Origin of the sequence: Saccharothrix sp. ALI-22-I (assembly GCF_001984175.1) — a bacterium.
In the GTDB taxonomy this organism is placed as follows: domain Bacteria; phylum Actinomycetota; class Actinomycetes; order Mycobacteriales; family Pseudonocardiaceae; genus Actinosynnema.
In genome coordinates this window covers 523,623-545,567 of the sequence record NZ_MTQP01000067.1, presented here as the reverse complement: position 1 = coordinate 545,567, position 21,945 = coordinate 523,623, and the positions used below count along the sequence as shown (strand labels likewise).

Genomic DNA, 21,945 nt, shown 5'->3' with positions numbered 1-21,945 from the left:
ATACTCCTGTCCCGATGGATGTCGCAACAATGGTGACCATCCGGTGAACCCGGAACGGATGATCGCCGACCTCGAAGCAAGAGCCCGGGACCTCACCCGGCGGTCGCGCGAGATGCGGGACCGGATCCGGCGCGCGGCGGCCACGCAGCAGTCGCCGGACGGCGTGGTGACGGCGACCGTCGCGTCCAACGGGTCGTTGCAGCACATCGAGTTCTCACCGGGCGCCGCGGCGTTCTCGCACGTGGAGCTGAGCGAAGTCGTGATGGCCACGGTGCGGCGCGCGCAGGCGCAGGCCGCGCGGCAGGTGGCGTCGATCGTCGAGCCCCAGTTCGGCGGCACCGCGGCGATGGACTTCCTTACCGGCTCCATGCCGCCGGCGGAACCGGAGAAACCCGCGCGGCCCGTTGCGCCCGTGACTGTGCACTCCGGGGATTCGGACCTGCCGCTGCCGCGGAGCTTGTGGGCGCCGGATGACGAGCCCGACACCGGGACGGCGGCTCGGTGACCGGGTTCCAGGTGCTGGACTTGGCGGCGGACTCGGATTCGGGCTCAGTGGCGAGCACGCCGCGAGAGCCGGACACGCTTGAGGCGGATCTCGGCGTGCTGAGCGCGGACCTGGACCCGTTGGGGCTGCTGACCACGGCCGGGCTCGGGTGGCTGACCGAGCACGTCGACTTCCTGCGCGAGCCGCTGGACTGGTTGGCGGGTCACGGCGACCGGTTCGAGGACGCCGTCGCCACCTGGAAGCAGGTCGCCACGACGTTGGGCGGCATCGCGCGGCGACGTGCGGGCGGTGGACGGCTCGCCGTGGAGATGGCGGCGATGAGCCTGATGTGCCTCGACGTCGCGTCGCACGTCGCCGCGGCAGGCCGGATCAACGCGGCGATCCAGGGCGTGTTCCGCGACCTGATCGCGATGTTCGTGTGGGAGGTCGTGCGCAACGCCACCATCGCACTCGCGGCGGTGGAGATCAGCTCGGGCACCTCGCTGTCGGCGTTCGCGGCTTGGGCGGTCGAACGCGGCGCGGTCGTGCTCGACCGGATCACCGGGCAGCTGGTGGCGCTCGTCGGTGTGATGGCGCGAATCCTGAGCGCGCTGAAGGCCTTGTTCGGCAAGGCACGCGACATGCTCAAGGCCATCACCCGCTTCGGCGAGGACAGCGGGCCGCAGCCGGTCCGAGCGACGTTCCAGCGCCGGACCGGCTACCTCGACGACTGAGCCGCGCCGATCAACCCCACTGGCCCTGAGGCGGCGGGCCGGGAACCTGAGGCGGAGGTGGACCGGCCATCTGCGGCGGCATCTTCGGTTTCGCACCGCGCATCGCACGACCCACCGGCGGCAACGCGGCGACAAGACCCGCGATGAGCCACAACGGCAGCGCGATCACCGGCATCACCCCGAAGACGGGCGGGAGGTCCGAGATGCCGGCGAGCAGCGACCCGTAGTGCACCGCGGCCAGCAGCGAGATCAGGACCAGCGCCCAGCGCACACCGGGCACCCGGCACATGAGCAGCACGACGAGGATCAGCGCCAGCGACGGCAGCACGAACGAGATCGCTTGGAAGAGTTCGAAATTCCGGAGGAGGGAGCCGGAGAACGGCGGCATGAGCAGTCCGCGCGAGAAGGTGAACACCATCGAAGGGCCGACGACGAGCGAGATCGCGCCGAGGAAGGCGATGAGCACACCCGGCAGGTACAGCAGAGCCGCCACGATGGCCATCGCCTTGCTCGGCGGGCGCGGTCCGCCGGGGTGGGCCTGGCCGGGATACGGCGGTTGACCGGGATACGGCGGTTGACCGGGGTACGGCGGCTGGCCGGGATACGGCGGCTGGGGGTACGGCGGCTGGCCGGGGTGTTGCTGCTGGCCCGGGTACGGCTGCCCCGGGTAGAGCGGCTGGCCCTGGTACTGCTGCCGAGCCGGTGGTTGTTGACCGGGGTTGGGCTGCTGCGGCCAGCCGCCGTCGGGTTGGTTCATGAGCGCGCCTCCAGATTCGAGCGCAAGTTACCGCCGACAGCGGCCGGGACGCCGGACTTCGGCGGAATTCCGGCTGAATCCCGCCGTTTCCGCCGCTATTGAGACGCCGACGCCCGGATCAACGGCAGCAGCGCGGCGATCCGGTGCCGCGGCAAGTCGATCAGCCTCAGCTCCAGGTCGTCGTGATCACCGATCCGCTCCCGCGCCTCCCGCTTGGTCAACGCGCCGTGCGTCGCGGTGACCAACGCCTCGCGCCACACGTTCCCGAGCTTGCCGTGCGCGCGCATCAGCACCTCCCGCACGGCCAACCCGCCGACGTCCAACGTGCCCGCCAACACCTGGTCGGCCACCACCACGCAGTGCTTGCCGTCCGGAGTGGACCGCAGGAACCGCAGCGCGAACCTGGTGTCCACCAACGACCTCAGCCCTTGCTGACCCGCCCCGGAAGCCACGTCCGGGTGGTTGTTCGGCACGAGCGCCGCCATCCGACCCGGCGAGCACGCCAGCAACGTCCGCAGCAACCACGGCCCCGGATCACCGGACAGGTCCACCGCCAACGACGCCGCGCCCTTGCCGATCGGGTCGGCCCACCCCGGCGCACGCGGCTTCGGCGGCGGCGAGGACTCCGGCCTCGGCGCGAGGTCCACCAAGGCCGCCAACGCCGTCGAACCCGGCCCGGACGCCTCCACGGACTGCGGCCCGTGCGTGTAGATGGCGGTTTTCGCCGCCGCCGCGGGCGAGACCGAACGGCGGGACGTGGGCCGGCACACGTACAGGTCGGCCGCGCTGCCGATGGCCTGCGCGCCGTCGAACCGGTGGAACGCGGGCAGGATCGCCTCGAACACCAACCCCAGCCGCTGCAACTCCTGCTGCACCTTCAGCCCCAGCGCGGGCGTCCGGTCGCTGAACCCGTACGCCAGCAGCACCCGCCCGCGACCCATGTCGGCCAGGCACTCGATCGCCCGCCCGGCGAACAACGCGATGCCCTCCGGCGTGTAGGGCGGGTCGCTGAACACCAGGTCCGCCGACTCCAGGAGAGCGGGCGGCAGGCCGAACCGGAAGTCCGCGTGCACCGTCCGCACCGGCCACCCGCGTTCCTCGGCGCGCACCGAGATGTACTCCAGCAGCCGGTCGTCCACATCCACCACGACGACCTCGACGTCCGGGTTCACCGCGCACACCGCGAGTGACGTCAGGTCGTGGTCGCCCAGGCACAGCAGGGTCCGCCCGGCCAGGTCGTAGGTCGTGTTCAACCACAGCGCGCGCTTCAACGCCGTCTCCGCCGTCGCCTGCACGTGGTCCAGCGCGGACAACGGCGGCGGCACGTCCGCGATGTCGGCCAGGATCGACCGCAGGTGCGCGGTGTGCCGCGACACCAGCGCGTCCACCGGGTCGACCAGGTCGTCACCGGCGCCGAACTCCGCGTAGTCGGCGGCTTTGGCAGGTGCGAGCCGGAACCGGTCCCCGCTGGACTCCAGGTCGTCGCCGACCGCGGTCAGCAGTTCCTGCACGGTGCGCCTGGGCACGGCGGGAAGCCGGACCAACTCGGCCAAGGTGTGCCAGTCACCGGCCAGCAGATCGAGCACGCGCCGCAGCTTGCGGGCGTGCGGACCGCGTTCGGCCAGGAGAGCGCGCACTAGTTCGGTTGCCACAAACGGAGCAGCGTACTGACCGGATGCTGAAACGCTGTGCCACGGTCGGGCTAACGGGCTAGTGTCGATCGACGTTTGATCCCATCGGCAGGAGGACCACGGGTGATCGAGTTCCGCGACGTGACCAAGCGGTTCGACGACGGGACCACCGCGGTGAACGGCCTGAACCTCGTGGTCGAGGCGGGCACGATCACGGTTTTCGTCGGCCCTTCCGGGTGCGGTAAGACCACGTCCCTGCGCATGGTGAACCGGATGATCGACCCCACCTCGGGCACCGTGCTGGTGGACGGCGAGGACGTGCTGGGCGTGGACCCGCCGACATTGCGGCGCGGCATCGGGTACGTCATCCAGCAGGCGGGCCTGTTCCCGCACCGGACCGTGCTGGACAACGTCGCCACTGTGCCGTTGCTCACCGGCTGGACCCGGCGCAAGGCCAGGCAGCGCGCCGCCGAACTGTTGGAACTCGTCGGCCTGCCCGCCGAACTCGGTCGTCGCTACCCGGTGCAGCTGTCCGGCGGCCAGCAGCAGCGCGTGGGCGTGGCGCGGGCGTTGGCCGCGGACCCGCCGGTGTTGTTGATGGACGAGCCGTTCAGCGCGGTCGACCCGGTGGTGCGGGAAGGCCTTCAGGACGAGCTGCTGCGGCTGCAAGCCGAGCTGGACAAGACCATCGTGTTCGTCACGCACGACATCGACGAGGCCATCCGCATCGGCGAGAAGGTCGCGGTGATGCGCACCGGCGGCGTGCTGGCCCAGTACGCACCGCCCGCCGAACTGCTGACCCGGCCCGCGGACGACTTCGTGGCCGGCTTCGTCGGCAAGGACCGCGGCTACCGCAGCTTGTCCTTTGTGGACTCATCGGGCGTCGAGGTGGCCGAGGTCGCGACGATCGCCGAGGGCTCCGCGTTCGAGTCCACTTCGGACTGGCGGTTGGTGGTGGACGCGGACAAACGCCCGCAGGGCTGGGTCGCGCCGGACGCCTCGGTCGTGCCCGGCGGCTCGCTGTACGAGGTGGGCGCGCCGATCCGGGGCGCGCTGGACTCCGCGCTGTCCTCGCCGTCCGGACTGGGTGTCGTAGTCGATGCCGAGGGACGGCTGGCCGGCGTGGTCACGGCACGGCAGGTGCTGGACGTGATCGAGAGCCGCCGTGGGTGACATCGCGAAGTACCTGAGCGACGCCGGCACCAGGGCGGCGCTGCTGGACATGCTGCTCGACCACGTCTACCTGTCGTTGGTGCCGCTGGTCGTGTCGGTGGTGCTGGCGATCGTGCTCGGCCTGCTGTGCCACCGGTTCCGCCAGTTCAACGCGACCCTGATCGGGTTGTCGAACATCGTCTACACGATCCCGTCGCTGGCGCTGTTCGCGATCATCCCGGCGCTCATCGGCACCAGGGTGCTCGACCCGCTGAACGTGATCATCGCGTTGACCGTCTACACCACCGCGCTGCTGGTCCGGCCGGTCGCCGAAGCCCTGGCCGCCGTGCCCGCGCACGTGACCGCCGCCGCCACCGCGATGGGCTTCCGGCCGCTGCGCCGGTTCCTGACCGTGGAACTGCCGCTGTCCGTACCGGTGCTCGCGGCGGGGGTGCGGGTCGGTTCGGTGAGCAACATCAGCCTGGTCAGCGTGGGCGCGCTGATCGGCACCGGCGGTCTGGGCACGCTGTTCACCGACGGCTTCCGCCAGCGCTACCTGGCGCCGATCATCATCGGCATCGTGCTGACCCTCGTGTTGGCGCTCGTGGTCGACCTGCTGCTGGTGCTGCTGCGCAACCGGCTGACGCCGTGGGCCCGGGTGGTGAAGCCGTGATCTTCGCGGACGCCCTCGCCTGGCTGCTGGACCCGGTGAACTGGTCCGGCGGCAAGTCGATCCCGACACGGGTCGGCATCCACCTCCTCTACTGCCTCGGTGCCGTCCTCGGTGCTTCGCTGATCGCCGTGCCGCTAGGCCTGTACGTCGGCCACACCGGCCGCGGTGGCGTGGTGCTGGTCGGCGGCAGCAACGCGTTGCGGGCGTTGCCGACGTTGGGGCTGGTCACGTTCCTGTACCTGATCGCGGGCGGCGGCACGGTCGGCGTGCTCATCGGCCTGATCGTGCTGGCCGTGCCGCCGATCCTGGCCGGCGCCTACGCGGGCGTCCAGGACGTGGACCGGGGCGTGGTGGACGCCGCGCGCGGCATGGGCATGACCGGGGCGCAGCGGCTGTGGCGGGTCGAGGTGCCCAACGCGTTGCCGCTGCTCGTCGGCGGTCTGCGCAACGCCACGCTCCAGGTCGTCGCCACCGCGTCCGTGGCGGCCTACGTGGGTATCGAGACGTTGGGCCGTCCTCTGCTGGACGGCCTGCGGGTGTTGGACTACGGGCAGTTCGTCGGCGGCGCGATCCTGATCGCGCTGCTCGCGGTCGTGCTGGACGGCGTCCTCGCGGGCGTCGGCCGACTGGTCGTGCCCGCGGGCCTGCGGCTGACGGCCCGATCCCGGTCGAGAAGGACACCGCCGAGGCGCCGGGAAATGCCGGTGCCCGTCGAATCTGGAGGAAGCACGGCATGAAGCGCACGTTGGCCGTCATCGTCGCAGCGACTGCCCTGGTCGTCTCCGCGTGCGGGTCCAAGGAGGACCTGAGCGGAGCCGGCCAGCAGGCCGCGTCGGGTGAGGTCGTGGTCGGTTCGGCCGACTTCACCGAGAACAAGATCCTGGCCGAGATCTACGCCGCCGCGTTGAAGACGACCGGCGCCACCGTGTCCCTGCGGCACGGCGTCGGCGCGCGAGAGCTGATCGTGCAGGCATTGCAGGACAAGTCGCTCGGTGTGGTGCCGGAGTACACGGGCAACCTGCTCAACTACTTCGACAAGACCAACACCACCACGGAGGCGGAGGAGGTCTACACGGCGTTGAAGTCCAAGGCGCCGGCGGGCCTGGAGGTGCTGGAGAAGTCGGACGCGGAGGACAAGGACGTCCTGGTGGTCACCAAGGCGACCGCGGACGGCGGCGTGAAGTCGATCGCCGACCTCGGTTCGGGCAAGTACGTGCTCGGTGCGGCCGGTGAGTGGGCGCAGCGCTGGCAGACCAAGATCAACGAGCTGTACGGCGTGACGTTCACCGAGATCAAGACCACCGACGCGGGCGGCCCGATCACCGTGGACGCACTGAAGAACGGCACCGTCCAGGTGATCAACCTCTACACGACCTCCGCCGACATCAAGGCGAACGGTTTCGTGGAGCTCGAAGACCCGAAGACCATGTACCCGGCCCAGAACATCGTGCCGCTACTGCGCTCGGACGCCGTGGACGCCAAGGGCAAGGAAGCCCTGAACAAGGTCTCCGCCGCACTCACCACCGAGAACCTGGCCGACCTCGTCAAGCGCGTCGACGTCGACAAGGAGACCGCGGCCAACGTGGCAGCGGACTTCCTGAAGACCGTCTCCCTCTAGTTCCCGCACTCACGGCCCGGCTCCTGTTGGGGCCGGGCCGCTGTGCTGTTCGGAACGACGCGTCGAGGTCACTCCTCGTCGAGGACCGCGTCGATCTCCTAGTCGGTCACGTCGGTGACATCGAGGTGGTTGAGCAGCTTCGCCAGCCGCGGGTCGGTCTTCACGCTCGCGCGGTGGAGCTGGTACAACGTGTTGCCGTAGCAGCCGCCTTCGACCTCAGCGAGGCGTGCCTCAAGCGCGAGGATGCGACGTTCGAGCGTCTGCAAAGAAGCCATGCGACAGCCTAGGCCGGTAACCCGCGCCCGCCGATCCGAGTGGTCAGCTCGTCGGCCGCACGGCGGATCTCCGCCGCCAGCTCCGGCCACGTCTCGCCGCACTCCACCTCGCACACGTGCCGGAACGTCACCGTGATCGCCGCGATCGGCCGCTCGCCGTGATCGAAAACCGGCGCCGCCACCGAAGCGAACCCGGCCGTCACGTAACCGTCCTCCACCGCCCACCCACGCCGCCGCTCCACCGCCAACAACCGCCGCAACGCCGGCAGGTTCCGCGGCCCCCGCCCGGTCCGGTCCACAAACGAACCCGGCAACAACGCCCGCACCTGCGCCGCCGGCAACCGCCCCAACATCGCCCGCCCCGACGCGGTCAAATGCGCGGGCAGCCGCACCCCCACATCCGACACGATCGTGGTCGGCTGCCGAGGCTGCTCCCGCACCAGGTACAACGCCTCCGAACCGTGCAGCACCCCCAGGTGAGCGGTCCGACCGACGGAATCCACCAACCGCCGCAGCACCGGCCGCGCCAACCGCTCCAACGGGTCGTGCCGCAGGTACGCCGACCCGAGCTCGAACGCCGCCACACCCAGCCCGTAGCGTCGCTCCTCGGGGAAGTGCGTCGCGAACCCGGCCGCCGCCAGCTCCGCCAGCAGGTGGTACGTCGTGGACCTGGGCAGGGACAGCTCACGCGCCACCGCCGCCGCCGACAGCGGACCGGGCCTGCTGGCCAGCAGGCGCAGCACCGCGAGCCCTCGGCGCAACGCCGGCACGTCGCTGCTGCCTCCCACGAAAGCCATTCTCAACAAAACCGCGGCAAAGCGCATTGGAGGGTTATGACGACCAGCTTCGAGGACTTCGCCACCGGGCAGGTCACCCCGCTGCTGCGCTACGCCACCGTGCTGACCGGTGACCCGCACCTCGCCCAGGACGTCGTCCAGGAATGCCTGCTCAGAGCCCAACAGCGCTGGACACGCATCACCCAGGTCGACATGCCCGCCGCCTACCTGAAGAGGATGGTCACCAACGAGTACCTGAGCTGGCGCCGCCGCTGGAAGCCGCACACACCGCTGCACGACGTCGACCCGCCGAGCCCGGACCCGTCCGGTCTCTACGACGAGCGCGAAGCGATGCTCCAGCGCATCGACAAGCTCCCGCGCAAGCAGAAGGCCTGCGTCGTGCTCCGCTACTACGAGGGCTACGACGACCTCGAAATCGCCGAGACCCTGAACTGCTCCCAGGTCACGGTCCGCAGCCACATCTCCCGCGCGCTGGCCACGCTGCGCGCGAACGACCGGGTGAAGGAGGCACTGTGATGGACACCGAACGCCTGATCAGGGACGCGCTACAACTGCGTGCCGAGCAAGCCCCGCCGGAGGGCAACGTCCTGGCCGCGCTGTACCGGCCCAAGAGGAGCCGCAAGCCGCTGTTCCTCGCCATCACCGCGGCCACCGCCGCCGCGGCCGTCGCCGTCGTCGCCACCACGGTCGGCCGCCCGAGCGCCGAGGCCCCACCCGCCGGTCAGAGCACCACCATCCCGACCACGTCCGCACCCGCATCCACCACCACTACGCAGAACGGCACCTTCCGCTACAGCCCGACGTGGCTGCCCGACGGTCAGACCGAGCGGAACCGGTACGTCGGCGCGGACGGAGGGGTGCAACGCGTCTGGAAGCACCGCAGCAAGCAGGTCGACGCGTCGACGTTCGAGATGTTCGTCGTCCTGACACCCGGCGAGATGCAGGAGAGGCTGCGCCAGGAGCTGGCGAACGCGCCGGCCGCCGACCGCGTGACGATCAACGGCACGCCGGCCGTGATCAGGGACCCGTCGGCGGTCATGGCGCCCAAGTCCGGCGACACCCGACCGCCGAGCCAACCGGACGGGACCCCGCCGGACGCGGAGGTGATCCTCAACCCGGAGCCGGGCCTCTACCTCTCACTGACCCTGTGGAACGAGCCGGACGCACGCGCTTTCGCGCTGCGGATCGCCGAGTCGCTGCGGCCGGACACGACGCCGCTCCGCGCGCCGGTGTCCGTCGGCGACGCGGTCGCCTACCAGGCCCGTGCGGATGGCAACGGCGGTTGGCTCGTGTCCACGAGCGGTGAGATCGGCGGTGTCGGCTACGGGGCGAACCTGAGCACCTACATCGACCCCCCGATCGGCAACCCCGGCGTGGCGCCGGTCGCGGTCACCGCCCGCGGCGTGCCCGCCGAGTACCTCGGGCAGCTGAACGGCTACCTGCGCGTCGACTTGGGCCCGCAGCTGCACCTGCTGGTCGTGGGCTCCGGCCCGGGCACCGCGTCGGTGGAGGCGCTGATCGCCGCGGCCGAGGCGATCGAGATCGAGCCGAACCCGGACATGTCCTGGACGGCCATCTGAAATACCAGACACGATCGGCGTACCCCGGGTCGTGCGGACCCGGCTGCCGGGTTGAGATGAGCACATGCAGCAACCCGTGCAGCTGGGTCCGAAACCCCTGACCCGCGAGGACGTCCACGCCGTGGCCCGAGGCGACGCGCGCGTGGAGATCTCGGAGGCGGCCCGCGAGGCGGTCACCACCGCTCGGGCGCACATCGAACGCCTGGCCACGGCCGAGAAGCCCACCTACGGCGTCTCCACCGGGTTCGGTGCGCTGGCGGTCCGGCACATCCCGCCGGACCGCCGAGCCGCTCTCCAGCAGTCCCTGGTCCGCTCGCACGCGGCCGGCGCGGGCCCCGAGGTCGAACGCGAGGTCGTCCGCGCCCTGGTCCTGCTCCGCCTCAAGACCCTGACCAGCGGTCACACCGGTATCCGGCTGGAGACGGCCGAGACGATGGCCGCGATGCTCAACGCCGGCATCACCCCGGTCGTGCACGAGTTCGGCTCGCTCGGCTGCTCGGGCGATCTCGCGCCGCTGTCCGCCGCCGCCCTGGCCCTCACCGGTGAAGGCAACGTCCGCGACGCCGACCACAACCTGGTCCCCGCGGCACAGGCCCTCGCCAAGGCCGGTCTCCAGCCCGTCCGCCTGGCCGAGAAAGAGGGCTTGGCGCTGATCAACGGCACCGACGGCATGCTCGGCATGTTGATCCTGGCCGTGCAGGACCTGCACTACCTGCTGGACGTCGCCGACCTGACCGCCGCGATGAGCGTGGAAGCCCTCCTCGGCACCGACCGGGTCTTCGCCGCCGACCTGCAAGCCCTGCGCCCGCACCCCGGCCAGGGCCGGTCCGCCCAGCGCATGGCCGAGATCCTGCGTGATTCCGAGATCATGGACAGCCACCGCGGCCCGGACTGCACCCGTGTCCAGGACGCCTACTCGCTGCGCTGCTCACCGCAGGTCCACGGCGCCGCGCGCGACACCGTCGCCTACGCCGAGACCGTCGCCGATCGCGAGCTGGCCTCGTCCATCGACAACCCGGTGGTGCTGGCCGACGGCCGGGTCGAGTCCAACGGCAACTTCCACGGCGCCCCGATCGCCTACGTGCTGGACTTCCTGGCCATCCCGACCGCTGACGTGGCGAGCATCGCCGAACGCCGCACGGACCGGATGCTCGACGTGAACCGCTCGCACGGCCTGCCGCCGTTCCTCGCCCACGACCCGGGCGTCGACTCCGGCCACATGATCGCCCAGTACACCCAGGCCGCGATCGTCAGCGAGTTGAAGCGCCTGGCCGTGCCCGCGTCGGTCGACTCCATCCCGAGCAGCGCGATGCAGGAGGACCACGTCTCCATGGGCTGGTCCGCCGCCCGCAAGCTGCGCCAGTCCGTGGACGGCCTGCGCAAGGTCCTCGCGATCGAGTTGTTGACCGCCGCCCGCGCCCTGGACCTGCGCAAACCGCTCAACCCCGCCCCCGCGACGGCAGCGGCCGTCGCCAAGCTGCGCGAGTACGTCGAGGGCCCCGGCCCGGACCGACACCTCGCGCCCGAGATCGCCGCCGCCGAAGAACTGATCCGGAACGGAGCCCTCTGATGGTGCGTGCCGCCCGAGGAACCGACCTCACCGCCCGCAGCTGGTCGACCGAGGCCGCCTTGCGGATGTTCCACAACAACCTCGACCCCGACGTGGCGGAGCGCCCCGAAGACCTGGTCGTCTACGGCGGCACCGGCAAGGCCGCCCGCGACTGGCCGAGCTTCCACGCGATCAGCCGTGAACTCGCGAACCTCGCCGACGACGAGACCCTGCTCGTCCAGTCCGGGCGCCCGGTCGGCGTCATGCGCACCCACGAGTGGGCCCCGCGCGTGCTCATCGCGAACTCCAACCTCGTGCCGGACTGGGCCAACTGGCCCGAGTTCCGCCGCCTCGAAGCCGAGGGCCTGACCATGTACGGCCAGATGACGGCCGGTTCGTGGATCTACATCGGCACCCAGGGCATCCTCCAGGGCACCTACGAGACGTTCGCCGCCGTGGCCAACAAGCGCTTCAACGGCACCCTGCGCGGCACGCTGACCGTCACGGCCGGCCTCGGCGGCATGGGTGGCGCGCAGCCGCTCGCCGTCACCATGAACGAGGGCGTCGCGCTGTGCATCGAGGTCGACCCGCAGCGCGCTCGCCGCCGCGTCGAGACCCGCTACCTGGACGAGGTCGCCGACGACATCGACGACGCGATCGCCCGCGTGCTCAAAGCCAAGGCCGAAGGCCGGGCGCTGTCCGTGGGCCTGATCGGCAACGCCGCCGACGTGCTGCCCGAGCTGCTGCGCCGCGAGGTGCCGGTGGACATCGTCACCGACCAGACCTCCGCGCACGACCCGCTGGCGTACTGCCCGAAGGGCGTGCCGGTCGAGGACTGGCCGGACTACGCCGCCGCCAAGCCGGACGAGTTCACCGACCGCGCCCGCGAGTCGATGGCCGACCACGTCGAGGCCATGGTGGGCTTCATGGACCGCGGTGCCGAGGTCTTCGACTACGGCAACTCGATCCGCGGTGAGGCCAAGCTGGGCGGCTACGACCGCGCGTTCGACTTCCCCGGCTTCGTCCCCGCCTACATCCGGCCGCTGTTCTGCGAGGGCAAGGGCCCGTTCCGCTGGGCCGCGCTGTCCGGTGACCCGGCCGACATCGCCAAGACCGACCAGGCCATCCTCGAACTCTTCCCGGACAACGAGCAGCTGGCGCGCTGGATCAAGATGGCGGGCGAACGCGTCGAGTTCCAGGGCCTGCCCGCCCGCATCTGCTGGCTCGGCTACGGCGAGCGGCACCTGGCCGGCCTCAAGTTCAACGAGATGGTGGCGTCCGGCGAGCTGTCCGCGCCGATCGTCATCGGCCGCGACCACCTGGACTGCGGTTCGGTCGCGTCGCCGTACCGGGAGACCGAGGCGATGGCCGACGGCTCGGACGCCATCGCCGACTGGCCGCTGCTGAACGCCCTGGTCAACACCGCGTCAGGCGCCACCTGGGTGTCGCTGCACCACGGCGGTGGCGTCGGTATCGGCCGGTCCATCCACGCCGGTCAGGTGACGGTCGCCGACGGCACACCGCTGGCGGCGCAGAAGATCGAACGGGTGCTGACCAACGACCCCGCCATGGGCGTCATCCGCCACGTCGACGCCGGGTACCAGCGGGCGGTCGACGTCGCCGCGGAGAGGAACGTCCCCATCCCGATGAGCGCCGACTCCGATGACTGACCTCGCGGACATCGCCGACGTCGGCCGCGACCCCAGACGCGGCGGCTACTCGCGGCACGGCTTCGACCCGGTCGAACGCGAACTGCGCGAGTGGTTCGTGGAGGAGGCGGAGCGGCGCGATCTCGACGTCTACCCCGACCGCAACGGCAACATCTGGGCGTGGTGGGGGGAGCCGGGGCGGGACGCCGTGATCACCGGCAGCCACCTCGACTCGGTGCCCGGCGGCGGCGCGTTCGACGGTCCGCTGGGCGTGGTCTCGGCGCTGCAAGCGGTGGACTTGTTGCGCGCGCAGGGTTTCCGGCCGTCGAAGCCGCTGGCGATCGTGGTGTTCGTGGAGGAGGAGGGCGGACGTTTCGGCGTGGCCTGCCTCGGGTCCCGCCTGATGACCGGCGCGATCACCCCGGAAGCCGCGTGCAAGCTGGTCGACGCCGAGGGGATCACCTTCGGCGAGGCCGCCCACGCCGCGGGCTTCGACCCGTTGCGGATGGGGCGGGACGACCGAGCCCTGACGTCCATTGGCGCTTTCGTCGAGCTGCACGTCGAGCAAGGGCGGGGCCTGGACGTCCCGATCGGTTTGGCGAGTTCGATCCTGGCGCACGGCCGGTGGCGGTACACGTTCACCGGTGAGGGCAACCACGCCGGCGCGACCCTCATCGAGGACCGCCGCGACCCGATGCTGCCCGCCGCGCAGATGGTGCTGGCCGCGCGCCGTACGGCCACCCACGGCGCCCGCGCGACCGTCGGCCGACTCGTCCCGAACCCCGGCGGCACCAACGTCATCGCCTCGTCCGTGGACGTCTGGCTGGACGCGCGGGCCGACGACGAACAGCGCACCCGTGAGGTGGTCGAGCGGATCACGACGGCGGCTCGTGCGGCGGCGGCCGAGGAGGGCTGTTCCGTCCGAGTGACGGAGGAGAGTTGGGGCGGGACCGTGTTCTTCGATCCCAGTCTCATCTCCCACATCCGAAGTGCCCTCGGTGAGAACACCCCGACCCTGCCCACCGGGGCCGGTCACGACGCCGGAATCCTCGCCGCGCACGTGCCGACCGCCATGCTGTTCGTGCGCAACCCGACCGGGATCAGCCACGCGCCGGAGGAGTTCGCCGAGGCGGACGACTGCGCGGCGGGCGTGGTGGCGTTGGCGACGACCTTGGAGCACTTGACCCGATGAAGAGCTTCTGGTGCGAGCGGGCGTGGTTGCCGGACGGGATCGCGTCCCGGGTGCTGGTGCGGGTGGACAAGGGCGTCATCACCTCGGTGTCTACTGTGGACACCATTCCGCTGGCCGTGGAACGGCTCTACGGCTTGGTGTTCCCCGGGTTCGCCAACGCGCACTCGCACGCGTTCCACCGGGCGTTGCGCGGACGCACGCACGCGGACGGCGGCACGTTCTGGACGTGGCGTGACCGGATGTACGCGGCGGCGGAGCGGCTCACGCCCGACTCGTACCTCCGGTTGGCCACGGCCGTGTACGCGGAGATGGCCGTGGCCGGGGTGACGGCGGTGGGGGAGTTCCACTACCTGCACAACGGCGGGAACGAGATGGCGGAGGCCCTGCGGCAGGCCGCCCGTGACGCCGGGATCAGGCTCACCCTGTTGGACGCTTGCTATCTGGCGGGTGGGATCGACCAACCCGTGCGGGGGGTGCAGGAGCGGTTCTCGGACGGGACCGGGGACAGGTGGCTCGACAGGGTCGCTGAGCTGCGCGATGACGAGAACACGAGGATCGGCGCGGCGATCCACTCGGTGCGCGCTGTGCCACGTGAAACGTTGTCGCTGGTAGCGGGCGCGTTCCCCGATCGGCCGCTGCACGTCCACCTGTCGGAGCAACCGGCCGAGAACGAGGCGTGCTTGGAGTCGTACGGGCTGACGCCGACCGAGTTGCTGGCCGAAGCCGGCGCCCTGACGCCCCGGACGACGGCCGTGCACGGGACGCACTTGTCTGCAAAGGACATCGGGCTGCTGGGTTCGACGCGGACCGGGGTGTGCTTCTGCCCGACGACGGAGGCCGACCTGGCGGACGGGATCGGTCCGGCGCGGGAGTTGGCGAACGCCGGGTCGCCGTTGTCGTTGGGCAGTGACCAGCACGCCGTGCTCGATCCGCTGTTGGAGGCGCGCGCTCTGGAGCACAACGAGCGGTTGCGCACGGGACAACGCGGTCGCTTCACACCGGTCGAACTCGTTGCCGCGCTGACGAATCACGCGGCGATCGGGTGGCCGGAGGCGGGCCGGATCGCGGTCGGCTCACCGGCCGATTTCGTATCCGTTCGGGTGAATTCGGTGCGGACCACCGGGGCTGAGCCCGAGCAGGTCGTGTTGGCCGCCACGGCGTCCGACGTGGCTGTCGTCGTGGCCGGCGGGAAGGTCGTGGCACGTGACGGCGTCCACGAACAGTTGGGCGACGTCGCGCGGCTGCTGACTGGAGTACTGCTGCCATGACCAGCACGCTCATCACCGGTATCGGTGAGTTGACCACCAACGATCCCGGACTCGGTCGGCTCACCGATGCCGCGCTCGTCTTCACCGACGGCCGGGTCGAGTGGGTCGGGTCCGCGTCGTCCGCGCCGGATGCGGATTCGCGGGTCGATGTGGAGGGGCGGGCCGTCCTGCCTGGGTGGGTGGACAGCCACACCCACCTGCTGTTCGCGGGTGACCGGACCGCCGAGTTCGAAGCCCGCATGGCCGGTCAGGCTTATGCGGCGGGCGGTATCGCGGTCACCGTCGGCGCTACGCGGGCGGCGTCGGACGAGGAGCTTGCGGCGAACCTGCGTCGGCACGTTGCCGAAGCCGTTGCCCAGGGCACCACGACGATCGAGACCAAGACCGGTTACGGGCTCACTGTCGAAGACGAAGTGCGGTCTGCCCGTATCGCCGCTGGGCACGCCGATGAGGTCACCTTTCTGGGCGCGCACCTGGTGCCGCCGGGGGCTGATCCGGACTCGTATGTGTCGTTGGTGATCGGCGACATGCTCGACGCGGTCGCGCCGCACGTCCGGTGGGCGGACGTGTTCTGCGAGCAGGGCGCGTTCGACGAGGACCAGTCGCGGGCCGTGCTCGAAGCCGCTCAGGCCAAGGGGCTGGGGCTGCGGGTGCACGGCAACCAGTTGGGCGAAGGGCCGGGTGTTCGGCTGGCAGTGGAGTTGGGCGCGGCGAGCGTCGACCACTGCACGTACCTGTCCGACGCCGACATCGATGCGTTGGCGGACTCGTCCACCGTCGCCACCCTGCTCCCGGCGTGCGACCTGTCGACCCGCCAGTCGCTGCCGCCGGCCCGTCAACTGCTGGACGCGGGTGCGACGGTTGCCCTGGCCAGCAACTGCAACCCAGGCAGCTCGTACACGACCTCGATGGCCTACTGCATCACCACCGCCGTTCTCCAGATGCGCATGACCATCGAGGAAGCCGTCACCGCCGCGACTTTGAACGGCGCGAAAGCGTTGGGGCGCACCGATGTCGGCCACCTGTCACCGGGCGCGAGGGCCGACATTCACGTCCTGAACGCCCCATCAACCACCCACCTGGCTTATCGGCCGGGTGTGCCGCTCACCCACGCTGTGTGGCGAGCGGGCGTGCGACAGCGGTGACGGCGTCAAGGGCGGTCTTGGTCGTGTGCGGGTGAGCCGGTAGTAGTGGGAGTCGGACGTCCGGGGTGGGGATTTGGCCTTGGGCGTGCAGGACGGCCTTGATCACGGTGGGGTTGGGCTCGGCGAACAGTGCGGTCGACAGGGCGGCGAGTCGGCCGCCCATGAGGCGGGCCGTGGTGGTGTCGCCGGTGTGCCAGGCCTCGATCAGCCGGACGAACCCGCCGGTGGCCAGGTGTGCGGAGGCCAGGATGCCGCCGTGCGCGCCGAGCGCCAGCAGCGGCGAGATGAACGTGTCGTCGCCGCCGAGGATCGCCAGGTCGGACGGTTGGGCGAACAGGGCGATGGTGTCGGCGTTGATCCCGCCCGGCGAGTACTTCAGGCCCATCACACCGGGCACGGCGGCCAGGCGGTGCAAGGTGGCGGCGGACAGGTACTGGCCGGTTCGGTGGGGGATGTCGTAGACGACCAGTGGGACCGGGCTCTCGGCGGCCAGACGGGTGAAGTAGGCGAGTACGCCCTCCTCACCTGGGCGTACGAACGGTGGCACGACGGTCAGTGCGGCCACCACCTCCGGGCGGTCGGCCAGTGCGTCCAGGGCCTGTGCGGTGTTCGCGCCGACCAACAACTGCGCGTGGCGTTCGTGGCAGACGCGGCTGGTCACGTCCATCACCGCTTGCTGTTCTGCCGTGGTGAGGGAGGAGGGCTCGGCTGTGGTGCCCAGGGCTACCAGGCCGCGTGCGCCGGCGTCCAAGGCCTGGTGGGCGATGGTTTCCAGGGCGTCCAGGGCTACCGCACCGGACCGGTCGAACGGGGTGATCAACGGGACGTACAAACCGGAGAGGGTCATGGATCGCACTCTGCCCGCGCGATCGGTGAAGGACCAGTTCACTTTTCTCAACAGAACCGTAAGCTGAACTGATGCTCGACGTTCGACGCCTCCGCCTGCTGCGAGACCTGGCGCACCTGGGCACCATCGCGGCAGTCGCCCAGGCCCACGCCTACACGCCGTCGGCCGTGTCGCAGCAGCTCGCGGCGCTGCAACGGGAAGCGGGCGTCCCGCTGCTGGAGCACACCGGTCGGAGCGTCAGCCTCACGCCCGCCGGCGCGGCGCTCGTCCAGCACACCGAGACCATCCTCGCCGCCCTGGAAGCCGCGACCGCCACGTTGGCCGCCGCACGCACGGGACTGTCCGGAACGGTTCGCATCGGCGCGTTCCCGAGCGCGGTGCCGACGTTGTTGCCGGCGGCGCTGGTCGCGTTGGGGCGCGATCACCCGGCGCTCGACCTCATGGTCACCGAGTTGGATCCGATCGACATGCCCGACGCGCTGCGCGACGGTCGGCTCGACGTGGCGCTGTGGCACGACTACGACATCGCGCCCGTCGAACCCGACCCCGGTGTGGATTCGGTGCGGCTGCTGGACGAGACGGTGTTCCTGGCCGTGCCCGATGACGGGTGGGCCGAAGCGGGCGATCCGATCGGCGGTGCACGGCAGGCGGCTTGGATCGTCGGCAGTCCCGGCACGCTCTGCCACACCGTGGCGATGCGGGTCTGCCAGGCTTCGGGCTTCACGCCGAGGGTGCGTCACCACGCCGACGACTTCACCGCCGTTCTCGCCTTGGTCGCAGCCGGTCAAGGCGTGGCACTGGTGCCGGAACTCGGCGTGACGAACCCGGATGTCCGGCTGCTCCCGCTCGGCGTCCGCCGACGCACGCGCATCGCCTACCGGCGGGGTGCAGGCAGCCATCCGGCCGTGGCGGCGTGTGTTGCCGCGTTGGAGACCTCCACCAACGCCTACCTGGCTCCTCACTCTTGAGAGTGAGACGGAAGACCGCTGGTGCGAGCGATCAGTTCCGGCGACGGAATCCGCAGGATTGCGGCATGAGAACAGTCAGTCGACCGGCGTTCATCGCCGCCCCGCTGCTCGTCCTGGCCTACGGGGTCATCCGGATCATCGACGGGTTCGACGAGTTCGGGTTGGCGGTTCCGGGGCCCGGTGACGGGGCGGGACCCACCTGGTCGGCGGGCCCACCCCGTTGCCTCACGGGTTGACGATCGCGATCTCGCGCTCGTCGATGACCTGGCCGCCGCTCATGTTGGCGGAGGCGAAGGCGATGCCTGCCCGGAACGCGTGGTCCTCGGCGTGCAGGTTGATCGTGATCGTCTGAGGACTACCGGTGCACGTGTACTGCGCGTAGCCGTAGCCCTTCGCGATGCCGGGGCCGACGCGCTGGGTGACTCTGAGGTTGACGTAGTTCGCCCAGTTGACCGGGCAGACCACCGACACGTCGACGCTGATGGCCGCACCGCGGGCCAGTCGTTGAGCAGGTGACTGGACCTGGAGTGCCGGCTGGGACGGGGACTGGGCGCTGACGTCGGCCGCGGAAGGCAGCACGGACGCGAACACCGCGCCCGCGACCACGGCGAGGACGGCGAGGACCTTCGCCGGGCCGACGGTCCGGAACGAGGGAAGCTTCACGGATTCTCCTTTGCATCAGTTGTGGGGACTGCGGCTGCTTCCACGGGTGTTTCGGCAGCGGGTGGGGGAGCTGTGTGGTCGCGGGCCGGCGGTGCGGCCAGGCCGGCGAGCAGCCCGGCGGTCAGGACGATCACGGGCAGGTGCCACAGGAAGTCGAAGCCGCTGTGCACGAGCAGCACGACCAGTGCGGCGGCGGCACCGGCCCACAGCGGCCGTGAGGCGTCCGCCCGACCGCGCCAGACCGTGACGGCCAACGCCACCAGCACCAGCAGCAGGAGGCCCAGGCCGATCGCGCCCAGTTCGACCAGCACCTGGAGGTATTCGTTGTGCACGTACCGCATGACGCGGGCCTCGCCGGTGGGCCCGGTGAACACGAACCACCCGCGACCCGGTCCCGTGCCCGCCCACGGCTGCGCGGCGACGTGGTCCAGTGCCGCCCGCGTCGCGCCGCTGCGGTCCGGTGAACTCGTCGAGATCCGGCCTTCGAGCAGCGTGGTGAGGTCACGGCGGTAGACGACGAGCCCGCCGACGACGGTGGCGGCGAACCCGACCACCACGGCGAACAGCCGGAACACCGCGCCCGCCCGGCTCAGGCCGAGAGTGACCGCCAGACCGACGACGAGCCCGAGCACCGCCAGCCCGGTGTTGGCGGGTTCGGCGACCGGGAACGACGGCATGAGCGTGCCGAAGGCGATCAACGCGCCCAGGCCGGCCGGACCGGCGTGCCGCAGGGTCGGGCGGACACCGGCGAACACGGCCAGCGCCACCAAGCCCGCGAGCAGGGCCAGCAGACCGGCCCGGCTGAGCGTCGCGCCGACACCGATCAGCAGCGCGTACACCGCACCAGCCAGCGGCAACGAATGCGGCCGTGTGATGTTCAGGGCGATCGCCAGGACGGCGAGCGCGGCGAGCAACGCGGCGGCGGCGTTCGGGTAGGTGAGGGTCGATGCTGCGCGGGTCAGGCCATCGGCGACCATGGACCACGACGGGATGCGCCACACGACGGCGGCCCAGCCGGTCAGCGCCACCAGCACGCCGACGCCGACGACCACCGAGGCGCACAGCTCCCGTTGCCCCGCGTCCGCGCGTTGGGCCACGAGTGCCGCCGCGGCCAGGCAGCCGACGGCCGCGACAGTGGGCAGGGCGTTGGAGAAGGTGCCGTTCAGGATCGCCCGCAGGACGGCCCACGCGGCGAACCCGGCGCACGCAAGCGGCAGGATTCCCAGGCTGACCGGACGGCTGCGCAAGGCCAGGACCAGGGCTGACCCGACCAGTGCGGCGGTGAAGAGGCGTCCGGGCAGGTAGTAGCCGCCCTGGGCGACGACGGCGGCGGCGATCGCGGCGAGGAGGAGCAGCACGCCGTGCGGAAGAGAGACCCCGTCCGGTGCCACGACACGGTCGTGCGCAACTCCCCCCATGCAAGCCCTCCCCGGCTTCGAACCTGCCTGAGCAGGGTCGGGCGGATCTTAACCGCGGATCCCGTTGCCACGGAGCGGTTTGACGCGAACACGTCCTTAACAGCGGGCTTTGCCGTTGACCTGCCACCAGCCCTCGGCGACCCGTCAACCGACCACCGGATCAAGGTTGGCCGAACAGGGTCGAGTTGAGGCAGGGTGGTCGGTATGGAGTACACGCAGCTCGGCCGTTCCGGCCTGTCCGTGTCCCGTCTGTGCCTGGGGACGATGAACTTCGGGCCGGAGACGTCCGAGGACGACAGTCACAAGATCATGGACCGCGCCCACGAGCACGGCATCAACTTCTTCGACACCGCTGACGTGTACGGGTGGCAGCGGGGAGAGGGCATCACCGAGCAGATCATCGGCCGGTGGTTCGCGCAGGGCGGCGGGCGGCGGGAGAAGACCGTGCTCGCCACCAAGCTGTACGGCGACATGGGGGACTGGCCGAACGAGAAGCGGCTGTCCGCGCTGCACATCCGGCGGGCCGCGGACGCGTCGCTGAAGCGGTTGCAGACCGACTACATCGACCTGTTCCAGATGCACCACGTGGACCGCGACACCCCGTGGGACGAGATCTGGGAGGCCTTCTCCGTGCTGCGGCAGCAGGGGAAGGTGATCTACTTCGGCTCGTCCAACTTCGCCGGCTGGCACATCGCCCAGGCGCAGGAGGCCGCCCGCACCCGCCACTTCCTCGGCCTGGTCAGCGAGCAGTCGATCTACAACCTGGTCAACCGCTTCGCGGAACTGGAAGTACTACCCGCCGCACGGTACTACGGCGTCGGCGTCATCCCGTGGTCCCCCCTGGGCGGTGGCCTGCTCGGCGGCGTCCTGCGCAAGCAACGCGAGGGCGGCGCGGTCCGCGGCACGTCCGGCCGCAGCCTCCAGTCCCTGGAGAAGCACCGGGACGCCATCGAGGCGTACGAGAAACTGGCCGCCGACCTCGGCGAGGACCCGGCCCACGTCGGCGTGGCCTGGCTCCTGCACCAGAACGGCGTCACCGCCCCGATCATCGGCCCCCGCACCCAGGACCAGCTCGACGGCTCACTCCGGTCCACCGAGATCAAGCTCGACGCCGACACCCTGGCCAAGCTCGACGACCTCTTCCCCGCCCCCGGCCCCAACGGCAGCAACCCCGCCCCGGAGGCCTACGCCTGGTAGAGGAACCGCCATTGAGCGCGAGACGGGGCAACCTGAACTGGACGTTCGGGTTGCCCCGTCTGCGCACTGGGGAGCAGCAGGCGCGCTCAGCGCGGCCGGTGGCCGGTCAGTCGTCGAGGTCGTCCTCGTCACGCGCCAGGTAGGTGGCCAGGCGTTCGACGGCGGTCTCGAAGTCGGGGTTGGCGTCGACGAACGCGCGGAGCTTGTCGGCCAGCCAGGCGAAGGTCACCTCCTCCTCGCCTCGGCGGGATTCCAGTTCCTCGATGCCACGATCGGTGAAGTACACGGTCTTTCCTCCACGAACACGAACACGAACTCGAACAGGAAACGGCCGAGCCGCCGACACCC

At 70.7% G+C, this 21,945-nt stretch carries 24 protein-coding genes; 16 read left to right on the top strand and 8 right to left on the bottom strand.

The genetic code is table 11. The features are described 5' to 3' along the window. Positions 1–43: 43 nt before the first annotated feature. Positions 44–505 (top strand): YbaB/EbfC family nucleoid-associated protein, encoded by a 462-nt coding sequence (locus tag ALI22I_RS34975; protein ID WP_077009811.1) that lies wholly within the window; start codon positions 44–46, stop codon positions 503–505. Beyond that, positions 502–1,218 carry a hypothetical protein gene (locus tag ALI22I_RS34970; protein WP_077009810.1) on the top strand — a complete coding sequence of 239 codons (717 nt, stop codon included), beginning with the start codon at positions 502–504 and terminating at the stop codon, positions 1,216–1,218. Before ALI22I_RS34975 ends, ALI22I_RS34970 begins: the two co-directional genes overlap by 4 nt. 10 nt (positions 1,219–1,228) lie before the next feature. Here ALI22I_RS34970 and ALI22I_RS34965 read toward each other — a convergent pair whose 3' ends face one another. Both ALI22I_RS34965 and ALI22I_RS34960 read right to left on the bottom strand, forming a co-directional pair. Next, on the bottom strand, positions 1,229–1,975 hold the full coding sequence (locus tag ALI22I_RS34965; RefSeq protein ID WP_179118463.1) for a hypothetical protein: 747 nt from the start codon (positions 1,973–1,975) through the stop codon (positions 1,229–1,231). Positions 1,976–2,070: 95 nt separating this feature from the next. Next, complete coding sequence (locus ALI22I_RS34960; RefSeq protein WP_143532595.1) at positions 2,071–3,627, bottom strand: bis-aminopropyl spermidine synthase family protein; 1,557 nt, start codon at positions 3,625–3,627, stop codon at positions 2,071–2,073. A 102-nt stretch (positions 3,628–3,729) separates the two neighbouring features. Here ALI22I_RS34960 and ALI22I_RS34955 point away from each other — a divergent pair, with 102 nt between their 5' ends. Genes ALI22I_RS34955 through ALI22I_RS34940 form a run of 4 tightly spaced genes read left to right on the top strand, consistent with a single transcriptional unit; the run spans position 3,730 to position 7,049 of the window. Further along, positions 3,730–4,779, top strand: coding sequence for an ABC transporter ATP-binding protein (locus ALI22I_RS34955; RefSeq protein WP_077009807.1), 1,050 nt, complete (start codon positions 3,730–3,732; stop codon positions 4,777–4,779). A 49-nt stretch (positions 4,780–4,828) separates the two neighbouring features. Then, positions 4,829–5,431: an ABC transporter permease subunit gene (locus ALI22I_RS34950; protein ID WP_179118480.1), complete on the top strand. Its 603-nt coding sequence runs from the start codon at positions 4,829–4,831 to the stop codon at positions 5,429–5,431. Further along, the gene (locus ALI22I_RS34945) at positions 5,431–6,168 is read left to right on the top strand and encodes an ABC transporter permease (protein WP_443216997.1); all 738 of its coding nucleotides are present in this window, start codon (positions 5,431–5,433) and stop codon (positions 6,166–6,168) included. The genes ALI22I_RS34950 and ALI22I_RS34945 overlap by 1 nt, the downstream gene beginning before the upstream one ends. Continuing rightward, complete coding sequence (locus tag ALI22I_RS34940) at positions 6,165–7,049, top strand: ABC transporter substrate-binding protein (RefSeq protein WP_077009805.1); 885 nt, start codon at positions 6,165–6,167, stop codon at positions 7,047–7,049. The genes ALI22I_RS34945 and ALI22I_RS34940 overlap by 4 nt, the downstream gene beginning before the upstream one ends. A gap of 98 nt (positions 7,050–7,147) precedes the next feature. Here the strand turns inward: ALI22I_RS34940 and ALI22I_RS51455 are convergent, their stop codons facing one another. Then, entirely contained in the window at positions 7,148–7,324 is a 177-nt protein-coding gene (locus ALI22I_RS51455; RefSeq protein WP_179118462.1) for a hypothetical protein, read from the bottom strand. A gap of 8 nt (positions 7,325–7,332) precedes the next feature. After that, on the bottom strand, positions 7,333–8,112 hold the full coding sequence (locus tag ALI22I_RS34935) for an IclR family transcriptional regulator (protein WP_077010154.1): 780 nt from the start codon (positions 8,110–8,112) through the stop codon (positions 7,333–7,335). A 45-nt stretch (positions 8,113–8,157) separates the two neighbouring features. Between ALI22I_RS34935 and ALI22I_RS34930 the strand changes: the two genes are divergently transcribed. The 7 genes from ALI22I_RS34930 to hutI all read left to right on the top strand — a co-directional run bounded on the left by ALI22I_RS34930 (position 8,158) and on the right by hutI (position 16,504). Continuing rightward, complete coding sequence (locus ALI22I_RS34930; RefSeq protein ID WP_077009804.1) at positions 8,158–8,637, top strand: SigE family RNA polymerase sigma factor; 480 nt, start codon at positions 8,158–8,160, stop codon at positions 8,635–8,637. Beyond that, on the top strand, positions 8,637–9,701 hold the full coding sequence (locus ALI22I_RS34925) for a hypothetical protein (RefSeq protein WP_077009803.1): 1,065 nt from the start codon (positions 8,637–8,639) through the stop codon (positions 9,699–9,701). Before ALI22I_RS34930 ends, ALI22I_RS34925 begins: the two co-directional genes overlap by 1 nt. A 64-nt stretch (positions 9,702–9,765) precedes the next feature. After that, positions 9,766–11,271, top strand: coding sequence for a histidine ammonia-lyase (hutH, locus tag ALI22I_RS34920; RefSeq protein WP_077009802.1), 1,506 nt, complete (start codon positions 9,766–9,768; stop codon positions 11,269–11,271). Further along, positions 11,271–12,920: a urocanate hydratase gene (hutU, locus tag ALI22I_RS34915; RefSeq protein ID WP_077009801.1), complete on the top strand. Its 1,650-nt coding sequence runs from the start codon at positions 11,271–11,273 to the stop codon at positions 12,918–12,920. Before hutH ends, hutU begins: the two co-directional genes overlap by 1 nt. After that, complete coding sequence (locus tag ALI22I_RS34910; RefSeq protein WP_077009800.1) at positions 12,913–14,091, top strand: allantoate amidohydrolase; 1,179 nt, start codon at positions 12,913–12,915, stop codon at positions 14,089–14,091. Before hutU ends, ALI22I_RS34910 begins: the two co-directional genes overlap by 8 nt. Next, positions 14,088–15,359: a formimidoylglutamate deiminase gene (locus ALI22I_RS34905; protein WP_077009799.1), complete on the top strand. Its 1,272-nt coding sequence runs from the start codon at positions 14,088–14,090 to the stop codon at positions 15,357–15,359. Before ALI22I_RS34910 ends, ALI22I_RS34905 begins: the two co-directional genes overlap by 4 nt. Further along, positions 15,356–16,504: an imidazolonepropionase gene (hutI, locus tag ALI22I_RS34900; protein WP_077009798.1), complete on the top strand. Its 1,149-nt coding sequence runs from the start codon at positions 15,356–15,358 to the stop codon at positions 16,502–16,504. The genes ALI22I_RS34905 and hutI overlap by 4 nt, the downstream gene beginning before the upstream one ends. Here the strand turns inward: hutI and ALI22I_RS34895 are convergent. Further along, on the bottom strand, positions 16,464–17,351 hold the full coding sequence (locus ALI22I_RS34895) for a dihydrodipicolinate synthase family protein (protein WP_077010153.1): 888 nt from the start codon (positions 17,349–17,351) through the stop codon (positions 16,464–16,466). The genes hutI and ALI22I_RS34895 overlap by 41 nt on opposite strands. Positions 17,352–17,422: 71 nt before the next feature. Here ALI22I_RS34895 and ALI22I_RS34890 point away from each other — a divergent pair, with 71 nt between their 5' ends. Beyond that, positions 17,423–18,319: a LysR family transcriptional regulator gene (locus tag ALI22I_RS34890; RefSeq protein ID WP_077009797.1), complete on the top strand. Its 897-nt coding sequence runs from the start codon at positions 17,423–17,425 to the stop codon at positions 18,317–18,319. Positions 18,320–18,384: 65 nt separating this feature from the next. Next, complete coding sequence (locus ALI22I_RS51450; RefSeq protein WP_179118441.1) at positions 18,385–18,555, top strand: hypothetical protein; 171 nt, start codon at positions 18,385–18,387, stop codon at positions 18,553–18,555. Here the strand turns inward: ALI22I_RS51450 and ALI22I_RS34885 are convergent. Both ALI22I_RS34885 and ALI22I_RS34880 read right to left on the bottom strand, forming a co-directional pair. After that, complete coding sequence (locus ALI22I_RS34885) at positions 18,545–18,982, bottom strand: hypothetical protein (protein ID WP_077009796.1); 438 nt, start codon at positions 18,980–18,982, stop codon at positions 18,545–18,547. The two genes, ALI22I_RS51450 and ALI22I_RS34885, sit on opposite strands and share 11 nt — an antisense overlap. Then, positions 18,979–20,400, bottom strand: coding sequence for an O-antigen ligase family protein (locus tag ALI22I_RS34880; RefSeq protein ID WP_143532594.1), 1,422 nt, complete (start codon positions 20,398–20,400; stop codon positions 18,979–18,981). Before ALI22I_RS34880 ends, ALI22I_RS34885 begins: the two co-directional genes overlap by 4 nt. A gap of 204 nt (positions 20,401–20,604) precedes the next feature. On the opposite strand from ALI22I_RS34880, the gene ALI22I_RS34875 reads away from it, so the two are divergent. Beyond that, complete coding sequence (locus ALI22I_RS34875) at positions 20,605–21,597, top strand: aldo/keto reductase (RefSeq protein WP_077009794.1); 993 nt, start codon at positions 20,605–20,607, stop codon at positions 21,595–21,597. Positions 21,598–21,703: 106 nt separating this feature from the next. Here ALI22I_RS34875 and ALI22I_RS34870 read toward each other — a convergent pair whose 3' ends face one another. Beyond that, a complete protein-coding gene (locus ALI22I_RS34870) occupies positions 21,704–21,883 on the bottom strand; it encodes a DUF6104 family protein (RefSeq protein ID WP_077009793.1) in 180 nt (59 codons plus the stop codon). Positions 21,884–21,945 lie beyond the last annotated feature (62 nt).

Coding starts and splice junctions, on each gene's coding strand:
- ALI22I_RS34910 (WP_077009800.1), top strand. CDS start 12,913: ATGACTGACCTCGCGGACATCGCCGACGTCGGCCGCGACCCCAGACGC.
- ALI22I_RS34950 (WP_179118480.1), top strand. CDS start 4,829: ATGCTGCTCGACCACGTCTACCTGTCGTTGGTGCCGCTGGTCGTGTCG.
- ALI22I_RS51450 (WP_179118441.1), top strand. CDS start 18,385: ATGAGAACAGTCAGTCGACCGGCGTTCATCGCCGCCCCGCTGCTCGTC.
- ALI22I_RS34940 (WP_077009805.1), top strand. CDS start 6,165: ATGAAGCGCACGTTGGCCGTCATCGTCGCAGCGACTGCCCTGGTCGTC.
- hutH (WP_077009802.1), top strand. CDS start 9,766: ATGCAGCAACCCGTGCAGCTGGGTCCGAAACCCCTGACCCGCGAGGAC.
- ALI22I_RS34965 (WP_179118463.1), bottom strand. CDS start 1,975: ATGAACCAACCCGACGGCGGCTGGCCGCAGCAGCCCAACCCCGGTCAA.
- ALI22I_RS34905 (WP_077009799.1), top strand. CDS start 14,088: ATGAAGAGCTTCTGGTGCGAGCGGGCGTGGTTGCCGGACGGGATCGCG.
- hutI (WP_077009798.1), top strand. CDS start 15,356: ATGACCAGCACGCTCATCACCGGTATCGGTGAGTTGACCACCAACGAT.
- hutU (WP_077009801.1), top strand. CDS start 11,271: ATGGTGCGTGCCGCCCGAGGAACCGACCTCACCGCCCGCAGCTGGTCG.
- ALI22I_RS34880 (WP_143532594.1), bottom strand. CDS start 20,400: ATGGGGGGAGTTGCGCACGACCGTGTCGTGGCACCGGACGGGGTCTCT.
- ALI22I_RS51455 (WP_179118462.1), bottom strand. CDS start 7,324: ATGGCTTCTTTGCAGACGCTCGAACGTCGCATCCTCGCGCTTGAGGCA.
- ALI22I_RS34890 (WP_077009797.1), top strand. CDS start 17,423: ATGCTCGACGTTCGACGCCTCCGCCTGCTGCGAGACCTGGCGCACCTG.
- ALI22I_RS34875 (WP_077009794.1), top strand. CDS start 20,605: ATGGAGTACACGCAGCTCGGCCGTTCCGGCCTGTCCGTGTCCCGTCTG.
- ALI22I_RS34925 (WP_077009803.1), top strand. CDS start 8,637: ATGGACACCGAACGCCTGATCAGGGACGCGCTACAACTGCGTGCCGAG.
- ALI22I_RS34895 (WP_077010153.1), bottom strand. CDS start 17,351: ATGACCCTCTCCGGTTTGTACGTCCCGTTGATCACCCCGTTCGACCGG.
- ALI22I_RS34930 (WP_077009804.1), top strand. CDS start 8,158: ATGACGACCAGCTTCGAGGACTTCGCCACCGGGCAGGTCACCCCGCTG.